The sequence below is a fragment of the Spirillospora sp. NPDC048819 genome (assembly GCF_040650055.1).
Taxonomy (GTDB): domain Bacteria; phylum Actinomycetota; class Actinomycetes; order Streptosporangiales; family Streptosporangiaceae; genus Spirillospora.
In genome coordinates, this window is sequence record NZ_JBEZGN010000015.1 from 136,227 (window position 1) to 149,933 (window position 13,707).

A 13,707-nucleotide genomic window follows, 5' to 3' on the forward strand; every position below is an offset into this window, starting at 1 on the left:
TGCCGCCCGCGCGAAGCCTAAGATCGGCGCCATGCCCGCCGCCGAATCCCCGGAGCCGTCCGTTCCCGTGCGGATCAGGCGGCTGCGGAGCGGGATCATCGGCCGTCCGGAACGTGTCCGGGACGAGCCCGCCGGCGAACTGCTCTACCAGGCGGTGCGCGGGATCGGCGCGCTGGACGTGGACGACCCGGAACCGCTCGTCGCCGGACTGGCGGGACGTCCCGACGCCGTGCTCCGGGCCGAGGCCTTCCGGATCACACGTGAGGCCCTCCACGCGGCCCTGATGGCCCCGGCCCGCGCGCGGGCGGTCGTCGAGGGGCTCGCGGCCGACGTCCCGGACGCGCTGCGGGAACTCGCCGAGCCGTGGGCGGCGCTCGACCCGCTCCCGCACGAGCGGGTCCGCCGCCTCCTCGGCACCGGGCCCGCCGACGCCGCGGTCGAGGTCGCCGCCCGGCACGGCCATCGTGACGTCCTCACCGGCCTCGCCGCCGACCCCGCGCGGCCCCCGGCGCTGCGGCGCCGGTCCCTGGAACTGCTCGGCGGCCTGGCGACCCGCGAGGACGCCGGCGCCCTTGTGGCCATCGCCGCCCGGGATCCGCTGCTGCTCGCGGGCCCCGCCGTCGCGTGCCTGGGCGGCATGCACCGGCGCGGCCATTTCCCGGCCGGACGGGACGTCCCGGCGATCGTCGGCCTGGCCCTCGCCGACCACCGCGTCCCCGCAAGGGACCTCGCCACCGTCCTGTACTCGCGCAGGCACGAGACCCTGCGGGAGCTGACGGCGGCGGACGGGGACTGGCCCCGGCGCCTGGAGTTGCTGATCGCGCTCGACGAGCAGGGCGTGCCGGGCCTGGAGATCGGCGAAGCCGTCGCCGCAGCGGTGCGCCGCTGCGCCGAAGCCGGCGCCGACCCCGCGCCGTTCCTGCGGGCGCTCCGCCGGCTCCGGTACACGGCCGCCGAGGAGACCGTCCTGGCCCTGCTGCCGCGTTCGCCGCGGGAGGCCCTCGGCGCCCTCGAAGCCGTCGGAGGCGCCCGGACGGTCGCGGTCCTGCGCGCCGGGCTGGGGCTGGACGGCGGGGGCATCGCCCCGCATCTCCGGCCGTTCAGGCACCGGGCTCTGGAACTGCTCTGGCACCTCACCGGCGACGCGGGAGCGCGGCGAGCCGTCCTGGAACGGCTCGACCCGCGCGATGTGCCCCGCCGCATCGCCGACGACCTCGGCGGGCCCGACCCGCGGGAACTGGCGCTGCTCCGCGCGGACCTGGACCCGGAGAACCCGGCCGAGGCGCTCCGCAGGCTGGCCCGCAACGGTGACGCGACCACGCTGCCGGCCATCGCCGACCTGCTGCTCCGGGTCGTGTCGGAAGAGGAGGCGCCCGACCTGGACGAGGCCCTCGCCGCCGTTCGCGACCTGGGCGGCCGCCTCTTCCGGCGGAGCGCGCTCCGGCCCCGCTGCCTGCTGGACGCCGCCGGTGCGGGGGAGGCCGGCGACGCCGTGCTCGCGGACATGGTCCTCGGCCTGCTGGACCGTCCGGGGCTCGGGCCGGCGGAGCTGACGGCTCTGCTGGACGTGCTGCGCCGCGCCCCCTACCGCCGCACGAGGGCGCGCGTGCATCCGCTGCTGCGGCACCGCGACCGGCACGTCCGCGGGCGGGTGATCGCGGTCCTCGCCGCGGACGGCGGCGACGCGCGGGCGCTGTCGGCGAGCCTGATCCCGCTCACCGCCGCCGGTGACGCGCAGACGGTCCGGCAGGCGATCCTCGCGCTGGCGGAGGCCGGTGCGGACTGGGCCGCGCCCGCGATCGCGGACTGCCTCGACCACCCCAACATGAACGTCAAGAAGACGGCGGCGTCGGCCCTGGCCCGGGCGGGCGCGCCGGGGGCCGTCCCGAAGCTGCTGTTCTGGCTCGGCCGGCACGACAACCCGGGTCTGCGGGAGGCGCTCACCGGGGCGCTGCGCGCCGTCCTCGGCGACGCCTTCGCCGCGACCGTCCTCGCGGCGGCGGAACGCGAACCGGACCGGCCCCTGCTGCTGCGGAGCCTCGACGGCCTGCTCGGCGCGCGGGAGGTCGCCGCGCTGGCCCGGCGCGGCATCACGGTTCGGGCGAAGGAGCCCTCGCCGGTCCCCGATGTGGACGCTCTGCTCGATCACGGGTGGGACGCCGGTGTCGCGCGCCGGGTCGTGGACGCCTACGAGCGCGAGCCCCGGACTCCACCGTTCGCGCGTCTGCGTCCGATGCTCCCGCGCTGGCTGGACATGGCGGGCTCCGATCTTCGCGTCCTCCGCCTGGTCGGCGGGATCTGCCCGCCGCCGTGGCCGGACGCCGAACTGGAGGTGTTCGCCCGGTCCGCCGCGACCCTGGCCGACGGCCTGACGATCCCCGGTGATCACGACCGGCTGCTCCGGCTGCTGGAGGAGGCGATCCCGCGCGCCGGGCCCGCCGGGCGGCTGGAGATCGCCGAGCGGGTGCGCCGGCTGGAGCTCGGCCGGCCGGCGCTGGTCCTGCTGCGCCTTTGCGGCGCCATTCCGACGCGGGACGACCTCGAACGGGCCGTGGCCGCCGCCGGGCGTGCGGAACGCCCGGAGCGGGAGGTGGAGGCCGTCCTTCGAGAGGCGTTCGGGCAGGAGCCCGTCGAAGGCTCCGCCCCGCTCCGGGAGGAACTCGGCCGCGAGGTCCGCGACATCGCGTCGCTGCGGCGGACGCGCGCCCGGACGGACGCGCCGTCGCGGGACGTGCTCGACGCGCTGATCAGCGTTTTCCGGCAGGCCCCGCCAGACGTGCGCGGCGTCCTCCTCGACTGGATGGTGGAGTTGCAGCCGCTCGGCGCCCCGCCCTGGACGCTCGCCGAGGAGTCCCGCCGCCCGGGCCCGGAAGTCCGGACGCCGCGTGCCGGCGACCTGGACCAGCCCCGCTCCGGCGCCCAGCGGCTGCGCCTTCTGGAGATGCTGGGCGACGCGCAGGCGGAGCGGCGGGAGACGGCGGCCCGCATTCTGCTCGGCTGGCCCGAGCCGCAGACCAGGCTCGCGGTCCTCAAGGCGTTCCTGCACGGCCGCGCGGACCTCACCGTCACGACGGCCCTGGCGCGGGCCCTGGACGACGCGGCCCTGGCGGACCTGGACGGGGACGGAGACGGAGACGGCAAGACCGCCGAGCGGTTCGCGCGCCTGGCCGTCCACCTGGAACCGGCCGGCCTGGACCGGTTCGTCGCCGCCCTGATCGCTGCCTGGGAGGACGGGGACGCCGCCGCGCGGGACGCGGCCGGCCGGGCGCTCCGGCGCGCGTCGCCCGACGTCGTGGCCGGGGCCGTCTCCGCGCGGCTCGCGACCGGCGCCTGGGGGCTGCTCGACCTCCTCGCGCGGCGGCCGTTGCTGCGCACCCCCGAACTGGACCGGGTCCTCCGGCGCCTGCACGACGAGGGACGCGACGACCTCGCGGAACTGCTCGTCCTGGAGGCCGGCCCGCTGCGGGAACCCGGAGCGGCCGTCCAGGACGAGGCCGCGTTGAGGAGCCTGCGCGAGCGCAGGGCCGGCGCCGTCCGCGAACCGGCACGCGCGGAGCTGTTCCGGCAGGCCAGGGAGGGTGGCCCCAAACAGGTCCGCCGCGCGCTCACCGGCCTCGCCGAACGTCACGAGGACGCTCACGCCGACCCCGACCCCGAGCTGGAGGAGCTGCTCGCGGAGCTGATCGTCCACCGCGAGACGAAGGTGCGGCTGCACGCGCACCGCATCTCGCGGCGCGTCCTGGACCGGCCCCGGTACCTGGAGCAGACGACCCGCCTCCTCGACGATCCCGAGCCCGACGTCGTCCGCGCCGCCGTCAGGACCCTCGGCCACGCCGCCTGGGAGCCCGCGATCCCCGGACTCGTCGCCCTGCTCGCCCATCCCCGCGAGCCCGTCCGCGCCGCCGCCGCGGCGGCGCTCGTCATGATCGGTGCACCCGCCGTTCCGGCGCTGCGCCATGCCGAGGGCCGCGCCCGCCCGGACCGGCGGCACCGCTACACCGCCGTGCTGGAGGGGATCGGCTGAGCCGCGGCGGCGCGGCTGAACGGTGGGGTTTTGCCTACCCCGATCGGCGTGCTGGACCCATCCTCTTGGGCCTTCACCGTCCGTAACTTCGTTTCCGGAGGCGCCCATGAGGGGCGCCGGGCTGGAGGCAGGACGATGTTCGGACGTAAGGGCCCGGATCCGGCAGGACGGCGCACGGGTGAGGCGCTCCGCCTGGCGGGCGTGCGCAAGGTGTACGGAGCCGAGGGCAACCGGGTGGTCGCGCTGGACGGCGTGTCGCTGTCGCTTCCGACGGGGTCGTTCACCGCGGTGATGGGCCCGTCCGGGTCGGGTAAGAGCACGTTGCTGCAGTGCGCGGCGGGCCTCGACCGTCCCACCGAGGGCCGGGTCTTCGTGGACGGCACCGAGCTGTCCGGGGACGGCGAGGCCGCGCTGACCAAGTTCCGGCGCAGCCGGATCGGTTTCGTCTTCCAGCAGTTCAACCTGCTGCCGACGCTGGACGTCATGCAGAACGTGGTGCTGCCGCTGAAGCTCGCGGGCCGCAAGGTGGACCGGGCGCGGGCGCGGACCGTGCTGGAGCGCGTCGGCATGGGCGACCGCCTCGGCCACCTGCCGGCGGAGCTGTCGGGCGGGCAGCAGCAGCGGGTGGCGATCGCGCGGGCGCTGGTCACCGAGCCGCGGGTGCTGTTCGCGGACGAGCCGACGGGCGCGCTCGACACGCGCAGCGCCCGTGACGTGCTGGGCCTGCTCCAGGAGTCGGTGCAGATGCTCGGGCAGACGGTGGTGATGGTCACCCACGACCCGGTCGCCGCGTCCTATGCGGGTTCGGTGCTGTACCTCGCGGACGGGCGGATCGTCGGGCACCAGGCCGCGCCGACCGCCGAGGCCGTCGCGGAGCGGATGACGCACCTGGCCGACGAGGTCGAGCGTCAGCGGACGATGGCGGGGGCGTGAGCGGCATGTTCGGATTGGCGATCAGTTCCCTGCGCAGGCGGGCCGGGGCGTTCACGGCGAGTTTCCTCGCGATGTTCCTCGGCTCGGCGATCATCATGGCGTTCGCCTCGATGCTGGACACCGCGGAGGCGAGCGGCGCGACCGGGACGGCCCGCGAGACCCTCGTGATCATGGCGAACGTGGTCGGCGGCTGGGGCCTGCTGCTGGTGGTCTTCGCGGTCGCCTCGACCATGACCCTGTCGGTCCGGCAGCGGGCCGGGGAGATGGCGCTGCTGAAGAGCGTCGGCGCGACCCCCGGCCAGCTCGCCCGGATGATCGTCGGCGAGGCCGCGGGGCTGGCGGTGGCGGCGGCGCTGCTCGGGATCTTCCCCGCGATGCTGCTCGGCCGGGGCCTGCTCGGGTTGCTGCACGACACCGGCCAGGTCCCGGCGGAGGTCGGCTACGGCTTCGGGCCGATCGCGCTGACGATGGGCCTGGGGATCATGTTCGTGTCCGCGACCGCCGCCGCGCTGATCACCGCGCGCCGCGCCGCCCGCGTCCGGGTGGCCGAGTCGATGACGGCCGCGGCGACCGACACCGGGAGGCTCAGCAGGAAGCGGATCGTGTTCGCGGTGCTCTTCCTCCTCCTCGCGCTGAGCGAGGCGATCATCACGGTCACGGTGATGGACGGCAAGGGAAGCGACGCGATGGCGACGTCCGGGCAGGCCGACATCTTCGCCGCGATCGGGCTGGCGCTGCTCGCGCCGGCGATCATGCGCCGGGTGACGGCGCTGGCGGCCGGGCCGATCCGGGTGCTGGGCGGTGCGACCGGCGACCTCGCGGCGAGCGTGATGCGCCGCCGGACGGGCGCCATGGCCGCCGCGGTCACGCCGATCATCCTGTTCGTCGGCACGGCGGTCGGCACGCTGTTCCTGCAGGCCACCGAGAACGCGGCGATGGAGGCGGCCGGGCTGGCCAAGACGGCGGAGCAGAAGAACATCGAGACGCTGAACTTCGTCGTGATCGGCATGGTGGTGCTGTTCACCGCGATCATGCTGGTCAACACGCTGATCGCGGCGACCGCGCACCGGCGGCGCGAGTTCGGGCAGACGCGGCTCGCGGGGGCGACGCCCCGGCAGGTGCTCGCCACCGCGGCGCTGGAGTCGGTGGTGCTGACCGTCACCGGCGTGATCGTCGGGACGGTCGCCGCGGTCTTCACGATCGTGCCGTTCGGCCTGGCCCGGCGCGACACGCTCACCCCCGACGGGGACGTGTGGACCTACCTCGCGGTCGTCGCGCTCGCCGCCGTCGTCACCGGGGTGACCGCCTACGGCGCGACACGCCGCACCATCCGCGTCCCGGCGGTCGAGGCGGCGCTCAACTGAGTGTGCGCGGGGGCGGCCGGACCGTGAGTGCTCATCCATTCAGGGTGAGCGCTCACGCATTTCCCGGTCCAGGGCCACGGGGCATACTGGCGCGTCCGGGGGTGGTGCCGATGGACGGGCCGCACAAGCGCAGGACGGGCGGCACGGGCCGGATCCTCATGCCGGGGGTCATCGACGAGGCCGAGCGCGCCGAGCCGCCGGGCGAACCCGAGACCGGGCTGGTCCCGGTCCGCGACCCCGGAGACGTCGGCGACCCGGGCACCGCCGGCCGGCCCGGTTCGGAGCGCGACGAGATCGGCGGCGCCGCGCAGGCGGCGCCGCCCGGGGTCGCGCACTCCAGCGCCGTCATGGCGATCGGGACGCTCTTCTCCCGGCTGACCGGCTTCCTGCGCACGGTCGTGATCGGCGCGGCGCTCGGGACCGCGCTGCTCGGCGACGCCTACCAGGCCGCCGAGATGATCCCGTACACGGTGTACGAGCTGCTGCTCGGCGGGCTGCTGGCGAGCGTCTTCGTCCCGTTCCTGGTCAGGCGGCGGATCCGGGACGCCGACGGGGGACAGGCGACCGAGCAGCGGCTGCTCGGCGTCGTCCTGCTCGCCCTCGGCGTGCTGACCGTGGTCGCGGTGCTCGCCGCCGACCAGCTGATCTCCCTGTACGCGGGCGCGTACACCGGCCGGCAGCGCGAGGTCGCGGTCCTGCTCACCCGGCTGCTGCTCGTGCAGATCTTCTTCATCGGCGTCAGCGGCCTGGCCAGCACGCTGCTGAACGTCCGGCGGCGGTTCGGGGCGCCGATGTGGGCGCCCGTCGCCAACAACCTGATCACGATGGGCGCCGGCCTGCTGTTCCTGTGGGCGGCGGGACGCGGGCAGACCACCGAGACCGTGACCGACGCCCAGCTCACCCTCCTCGGCGCCGGCTCCGCGTTCGGGACCGTCGCGCAGAGCGGCCTCCTCGGCTGGATGCTGTGGTCCGCCGGGTTCCGCTTCCGCCCGCGCCTCGACCTGCGCGGCTCCGGTTTCGGGGAGGCCGCGCGGACCGCGACGTGGATGCTGCTCTACATCGTCGTCGCCCAGATCGGCGTCCTGGTGACCGCGAACGTGGCGACCCGCGCCGCCGACCGGGCGACCGCCGAGGCCGGGCACGCGGTGGCGGGCAGCGGCCTGGCCACCTACAAGTTCGCCCTCGTCGTCTTCCAGCTGCCGTACGCGATCATCGCGGTCTCGGTGATCACGGCGCTGCTGCCGAGGATGAGCGCGCACGTCGCCGAGGGACGCCGCGACCTGCTCCGCGCCGACTTCTCCCGCGGCCTGCGGCTCGCCTGCGCGCTGCTCGTCCCGCTGTGGCTGGGGATGCTGGTGTTCGCGGTCCCCGGCTCGGTCGTGTTCTTCGCCTACGGCAGCCTCAGCCCGGACGGGGCGCGGCGCATCGGCGTCGTCCTGATGGTGTTCGCCGTGATGGTGCTGCCGTTCACGCTGCACCAGCTCCTCATGCGCGTCTTCTACGCCCTCGGCGACACCCGCACGCCCGGCCTGATCGCCGTCCCGGCCGGGATCGCGCAGGCGGTCACGGCGTTCGCGCTGCTGTGGACCGTCCCGGCGCGGCAGGTCGTGATCGGGCTGCCGGTCGCGTACGGGCTGTTCTACGCGACCGGCGCGGCGGGCGCGGCCCTCGTCCTGCGCAGGCGGCTCGGCGGGATGGACGGGCGCCGCATCCTGCGGGCGCTCACCCGGTTGCACCTGGCCGCCCTGCCCGCCGTCGCGTTCGCGGCGGCGGTCGTCTGGGCCTTCGGCCATATGCCGGGCGACCGGCTCCCCGACCTGCTCGCCGTCCTCGTCGGCGGCCTCGGCGGCGGGGCGCTCTACGTCCTCGCCGCCCGCCTGATGAACGTCCCGGAGATCGGCTACTTCACCGCCATGGCCGCCGCCCGCCTGCGCGGGTCCTGACCGCGGTCAGGCGTGGGCGAGGAGCCGCTCCATGAGCCGCAGGCGCTCGGCGGGCTCGGTGTCGCTCATCCACATCCACAGGACGTGGTGGACGCCCAGGTCGTTCAGCCGGGTCAGGTCGCCCGCAACCTGCTCGGGCGACCCGGTCAGCGGAGCGCGCCCGTCCAGGGGCTCGGCCGTGACGTCCCCGTTCACCTGCACCGTCACGGGCAGGGCGGACGGGTCGTGCCCGGCGGCCTCGGCGGCGCGGCGGAAGGTCTCGATCGTGTCCCGCAGCATGTCCCACTCGAAGACCACCAGGCTGAGGCCGGTGCCGAGCCGAGCCGCCCGCTCGATCGCGGTGGGGGCCACGCCCCCGACCATGACCGCGGGGCCGCCGGGCCGCACCGGCTTCGGGCCGATCTCGCACTCGGGGATCCGGTAGAAGCGGCCGTCGAACCGCACCGGGTCGGGCCCCCACACCGCCCGCATCGCCTCGATGTGCTCACCGAACCCCGCGCCCCGCCGCGCCATCGGCACGCCCGCCGCCTCGAACTCCTGCGCCATCCAGCCCTGCCCGAGGCCGACCAGCAGCCGCCCGCCGCTCAGCCGGTCGAGGGTGGCGATCCGGCGGGCCAGCACGACCGGGTTGTGGAACAGCGCGGCGAGCACGCTCGTGCCGAGCCGGATCCGGCTCGTCCGGCCGGCCGCGTACGTGAGCGTCTCCAGCGGGTCGTAGACGGTGCCGAACGCCTCCGGCGGGTCCATCACCGGCCCTCCCTTGCCGCCCATCGCGATGGGGACGGTCGGGCGGAGCAGCCGCTCGAACGCCCAGACCGAGCCGAGCCCGATCCGTTCCGCCTCCTCCGCGGTCTGTGCGATCGCCTCCGGTGAGGCGTGCAGGCCGCTCGTCGGCAGGCCGATTCCGAGTTCCACGCCGCTCATGCCGTTCTCCTTCGTCTCGGGTGCACAGATGAGGACCGGCCGGATGAACGGAACTCATCGCCCGGAAACGCCGGACTCGCCGGCCGCGGGGGCGCCCGCGGGGCGGCGAGTCCGGTGAGGCGGCGCGAAGGTCAGCCGCGGGCCCGGCGGGGGAGGAGGAAGGCCACCGGGACGGCGGCCAGGGTGAGGGCGAGGGTGAGCGCGGCGACCTGCTTCGCGGCGCCGAGCGCGGCGGACGGGTCCATGGCGTGCCCGGCCGCCGGGTCGCCGGCCGCCCCGAAGAAGACGGTGCCGAGGATCGCGATGCCGAGCGTCGCGCCGAGCTGCTGGACCGACTCCAGCGCCGCCGAGCCCGACCCGACCTCGTGGTCGGCGATGCCCGCGACGATGATGTCGAACAGCGGGACGAAGATCATGCCCATGCCGGCGCCGAACAGCAGCAGCGGCGCGGCCAGGTGCCAGCCGCCGAGGCCCGTCCCGGCCGTCTCGAACACCGTGTACAGCGCGACCATGCCGGCGGCCATCATCGACAGCCCGATGTGCAGGATGTGCCGGCCGAGGGTGGTCATCGTCATGCCGCTGAACGCCGACCCGGCGAACGCGCCGATCGCCCAGGACGCCATGGCCAGGCTCGCGGCGAGCGGGGTGTAGCCGAGGCCGAGCTGCAGGAACAGGCCGACGGCGAGGGAGAAACCGGTGATCGTCCCGAAGAACACGATGACGAACAGCACCCCGGAGCTGTAGGAGCGGCTGGCGAAGACGGTCAGCCGGACCAGCGGCGTCCGGCCGGCGCGGGCGCGTCGCAGCTGGTGCAGGACGAACACGGCGAGGACGGGCAGCGAGCCGGCGAGCAGCGCCAGGGTCCAGGCAGGCCAGCCGAGCTCGCGGCCCTGGACGAGCGGGTAGACGAGCATGCTCATGCCGAGGCCGCCGAGGAGCATGCCGGTGACGTCCAGGCCGCCGCGGCGGTCGGTGGCGGCGGGGGCGGGCAGCACCCGGGCGCCCATGATCAAGGCGTACGCGCCGATCGGCACGTTGAGCAGGAAGATCGCGCGCCAGCCGGTGCCGAACAGGTCGGCGTCGATCAGCAGCCCGGCGACGACCGGGCCGAGGATGGTGGCCAGCCCGATCACCGGGCCGAACAGGGCGAACGCCTTGCCCATGTCGGCGGCGCCGAACAGGTCCCGGATCAGCCCGAAGCTCTGCGGGATCATCACCGCGGCGCACAGTCCCTGCGCGACCCGGGCGGCGATGAGGGTCTCCGGCGACCAGGCGAACGCGCAGGCGACCGAGGTGGCCAGGAACCCGGCCGCGCCGGCGAGCAGGACGGGCCGGCGGCCGAACATGTCGCCGAGCCGCCCGCCGGTGAGCAGCGCCACGGCGAGGGCGAGGGTGTAGCCGGCGGCCATCCACTGCAGCGCGGCGTAGGAGCCGCCGAGGTCGGCGCGGATCGCTGGGGCGGCCACGTTCACGACCGTGGAGTCGAGGAGGTTCAGCAGGGTGGCGGCCAGGATCGCGGACAGGCCGAGCCAGCGGCGCGGGTCCGGTGCATTTCCGGACGGCGTGGTTCCGGACGGCGTGGTTCCGGGGGCGGCGACCGGGGTGTCGAGCGTGGCGGTCACGGCTCTTCCTTCCTGTTGGAGCGGAATGCTCTGTTCCAAGAGTAGCAGAACGGAACGCTTCATTCCACTGCTGGGCGAGACGGGACAAGGTGAGGGGACCGATTCATCCGGGGATGTCATACGCTTCGAGGCATGGACGAGGTTTCGGCCGGCACATCGCCGGGCGCGGGGCCGCAACCGGGCAAGGGCGGCAAAGGCGGCCTGCGGCGCTTCCTGCGGCGCATGGCGTCGAGCAACGCCGAGCTTGAGGCCGAGGATCTGCAGAAGAGCGCAGGCGGCGAGGGGGCCACCCCGATCACCGACTGCGCCGAGCGCAAGCGGCACCGCGTGGCGGGTACGCTACGTACGGTGACGCTCCGGCCGCGGGGCGGCGCCCCGGCCCTGGAGGCCGAGCTCTACGACGGCACCGACGTGATCAGCCTCGTCTGGCTCGGCCGCCGCCGGATCGCCGGCATCGACCCCGGCCGCAGGCTGCGCGCCGAGGGGCTGGTGAGCGTGCAGGACGGACGCAAGGTCATCTTCAATCCGCGATACGAACTGCGCGGCGGTTCGTGAGGCCGCCGCGAGCGGCCGGGAGTGCGATGTGAGCGAACTGGGAACGGGCGGACGAAGCGGCGTGGGGGCGGAGACCACGCCGTCCGGCGGCCGCGGGGACGAGGAGCCCGCGGAGACCGCCGGCGAGGCCGGGGCATCCCCCGCCTCCGGCACGGAGCGGGAGGCGAACGCGCACGACACCGTCGAGGCGGCCGTGCGCGCGCAGCTGAGCAAGGCGCTCGGCGGCGTCCGCGGCATGATCGAGGCCGCCGTCCCCGTGATCGCCTTCACCGGGACCTATGTCGTGATCGAGGACGTCAAGCTCGCCGTCGTCGCCGGCATCGGCGCCGCGGTGGTGCTGCTCGGCGTCCGGCTGGCGCAGCGCTCCAGCCCGCAGTTCGTCCTGAACAGCCTCGTCGGCATCGCGATCGCCGCGTTCTTCGCGCTGCGCTCCGGAAAGGCCGAGGACGCGTTCCTGCCCGGCATCATGCTGAACGCCGGGTACGCCGCCGTGATGATCTTCTCGATCGCGGTCCGCTGGCCCATCGTCGGCTTCATCATCGGCTCGGTCACCGGCGACCCGACCGCCTGGCGCCGCGACCCCGGGATCGTGAAGCTGTGCTCCCGGCTCACCTGGCTGCTGCTGCTGCCGTGCGTCGCGCGCGTCGTCGTCCAGTACCCGATCTACATCGCCGACGGCGACCAGAGCGGCCTGCTCGGCGCCGCCAAGATCGCGATGGGCTGGCCGCTGCAGGTGGCGGCGCTGTCGGCCATGGTGTGGCTCCTCGCCCGCGGCCGCACCCCCATCGAACGCGGAAAACCCGCCTGACCGTCCGGCCGGGCGGGTCTCCGTGAATCGGAGCGGACGTCAATGGCCGCCGAGAAGTTCGGCGAGCTCGTCCTCCACGTCCTGGCTGGCCACGAACATCAGCTCGTCGCCCGGCTCCAGCGTGTCGTCGGACGTCGGGACCAGCACCCGCCCCTCGCGCAGGATCGCCACCAGCGCCGTGTCGCGCGGCCAGTCCACCGACCCGACCCGCTGCCCGCCGAGGGGCGCGTCGTCCGGCAGGGTCAGCTCGACGAGGTTGGCCTCGCCCTGCCGGAACGTCATCAGCCGGACCAGGTCGCCGACGCTGACCGCCTCCTCCACCAGCGCGGACAGCAGCCGGGGGGTGGACACGGCCACGTCCACGCCCCACGACTCGTTGAACAGCCACTCGTTGTTCGGATGGTTGATCCGGGCCACCACGCGCGGCACCCCGTACTCGGTCTTGGCCAGCAGCGACACCACCAGGTTGACCTTGTCGTCCCCGGACGAGGCGACCACGACCTGGCAGCGCTCCAGCGCCGCGTCGTCCAGCGCGGAGATCTCGCACGCGTCGGCCAGCAGCCACTCCGCCCGCGGCACCATCTCGACCTTGATGGCCTTGGGGTTCTTGTCGATCAAGAGCACCTCGTGGCCGTTCACCAGCAGCTCCTGGGCGATGGAACGGCCCACCGCGCCCGCTCCGGCGATCGCGACCCGCATCAGGCGTCCTCCCCGTTCCGTGCCGCGACGGCGGCGTTGACGCGCTCGATGTCATCGGCGCCCGCCATGATGTGCACGATGTCACCGTCCTGGATCACCGTGTCCCGCTCGGGGACGAGGGCATCACCCATCCGCGACAGGAACGCCACCCGGGTGCCGGCGTGCTCCTCCAGCGCCCCGACCTTCTCGCCCACCCACAGGTGCCCGGAGTCCAGCTCGGCGAGGACGACCGCGCCGGTCGGGTCGCGCCACAGCGGCTCGGCGCCCTCGGGCAGCAGCCGGCGCAGGATCTGGTCGGCGGTCCACCGCACCGTCGCGACCGTGGGTATGCCGAGCCGCTGGTAGACCTCCGCGCGGCGGGGATCGTAGATCCGGGCCACCACGTTGTCGACGCCGAACGTCTCGCGCGCCACCCGGGCCGAGATGATGTTGGAGTTGTCGCCGCTGCTGACGGCCACGAACGCCGACGCGCGCTCGATGCCCGCCTCGGCTATCACGTCGCGGTCGAATCCGAAACCGGTGATGCGGCGGCCCCGGAACCCGCTGCGCAGCCGGCGGAACGCCTCCGGGTTCTGGTCGATGATGGACACCGAATGGCCTTTGTCCTCAAGGATGTGGGCGAGGGTCGACCCGACCCGCCCGCACCCCATGATCACGATATGCACGGCCGTTCCTTCTTCCGTCCAGGGGGACCCTCCCCCTGTACCCCCCGCGCCGCGCACGGCTTCGTCGCTGCGCCGCCGACGCCGTGCTGCACCCGAGGATCGTTTCCAGTGAATGATCCCTGCCGGGCTGCAAACCTACACATGCGCCCAGGCGAGTACTACCCAACCAG

General features: G+C 74.6%; 10 protein-coding genes. 6 read left to right on the forward strand and 4 right to left on the reverse strand.

Features of this window, described 5'->3' with window-relative positions:
- Window positions 1–31: 31 nt before the first annotated feature.
- The 4 genes from AB0C35_RS21395 (at window position 32) to murJ (ending at window position 8,264) form a co-directional block, all read left to right on the forward strand.
- Window positions 32–4,024 carry a HEAT repeat domain-containing protein gene (locus tag AB0C35_RS21395; protein WP_358458390.1) on the forward strand — a complete coding sequence of 1,331 codons (3,993 nt, stop codon included), beginning with the start codon at window positions 32–34 and terminating at the stop codon, window positions 4,022–4,024.
- A gap of 135 nt (window positions 4,025–4,159) precedes the next feature.
- Complete coding sequence (locus AB0C35_RS21400) at window positions 4,160–4,957, forward strand: ABC transporter ATP-binding protein (protein ID WP_358458392.1); 798 nt, start codon at window positions 4,160–4,162, stop codon at window positions 4,955–4,957.
- A 5-nt stretch (window positions 4,958–4,962) separates the two neighbouring features.
- Entirely contained in the window at window positions 4,963–6,321 is a 1,359-nt protein-coding gene (locus tag AB0C35_RS21405; protein ID WP_358458461.1) for an FtsX-like permease family protein, read from the forward strand.
- Between the two features lie 110 nt (window positions 6,322–6,431).
- Window positions 6,432–8,264, forward strand: coding sequence for a murein biosynthesis integral membrane protein MurJ (gene murJ, locus AB0C35_RS21410; RefSeq protein ID WP_358458394.1), 1,833 nt, complete (start codon window positions 6,432–6,434; stop codon window positions 8,262–8,264).
- 6 nt (window positions 8,265–8,270) lie between these two features.
- On the opposite strand, the gene AB0C35_RS21415 is transcribed toward murJ, so the two are convergent.
- A complete protein-coding gene (locus AB0C35_RS21415) occupies window positions 8,271–9,188 on the reverse strand; it encodes a TIGR03619 family F420-dependent LLM class oxidoreductase (RefSeq protein ID WP_358458396.1) in 918 nt (305 codons plus the stop codon).
- Window positions 9,189–9,319: 131 nt separating this feature from the next.
- On the reverse strand, window positions 9,320–10,810 hold the full coding sequence (locus AB0C35_RS21420; RefSeq protein WP_358458398.1) for an MFS transporter: 1,491 nt from the start codon (window positions 10,808–10,810) through the stop codon (window positions 9,320–9,322).
- Between the two features lie 132 nt (window positions 10,811–10,942).
- Here AB0C35_RS21420 and AB0C35_RS21425 point away from each other — a divergent pair, with 132 nt between their 5' ends.
- Window positions 10,943–11,365 carry an OB-fold nucleic acid binding domain-containing protein gene (locus AB0C35_RS21425; protein ID WP_358458400.1) on the forward strand — a complete coding sequence of 141 codons (423 nt, stop codon included), beginning with the start codon at window positions 10,943–10,945 and terminating at the stop codon, window positions 11,363–11,365.
- Window positions 11,366–11,558: 193 nt separating this feature from the next.
- Window positions 11,559–12,173 (forward strand): DUF3159 domain-containing protein, encoded by a 615-nt coding sequence (locus tag AB0C35_RS21430; protein ID WP_358458463.1) that lies wholly within the window; start codon window positions 11,559–11,561, stop codon window positions 12,171–12,173.
- 39 nt (window positions 12,174–12,212) lie between these two features.
- Here AB0C35_RS21430 and AB0C35_RS21435 read toward each other — a convergent pair whose 3' ends face one another.
- The gene (locus tag AB0C35_RS21435; RefSeq protein ID WP_358458402.1) at window positions 12,213–12,872 is read right to left on the reverse strand and encodes a TrkA family potassium uptake protein; all 660 of its coding nucleotides are present in this window, start codon (window positions 12,870–12,872) and stop codon (window positions 12,213–12,215) included.
- A complete protein-coding gene (locus AB0C35_RS21440; RefSeq protein ID WP_358458404.1) occupies window positions 12,872–13,537 on the reverse strand; it encodes a TrkA family potassium uptake protein in 666 nt (221 codons plus the stop codon). The genes AB0C35_RS21435 and AB0C35_RS21440 overlap by 1 nt, the downstream gene beginning before the upstream one ends.
- Window positions 13,538–13,707: the final 170 nt, after the last annotated feature.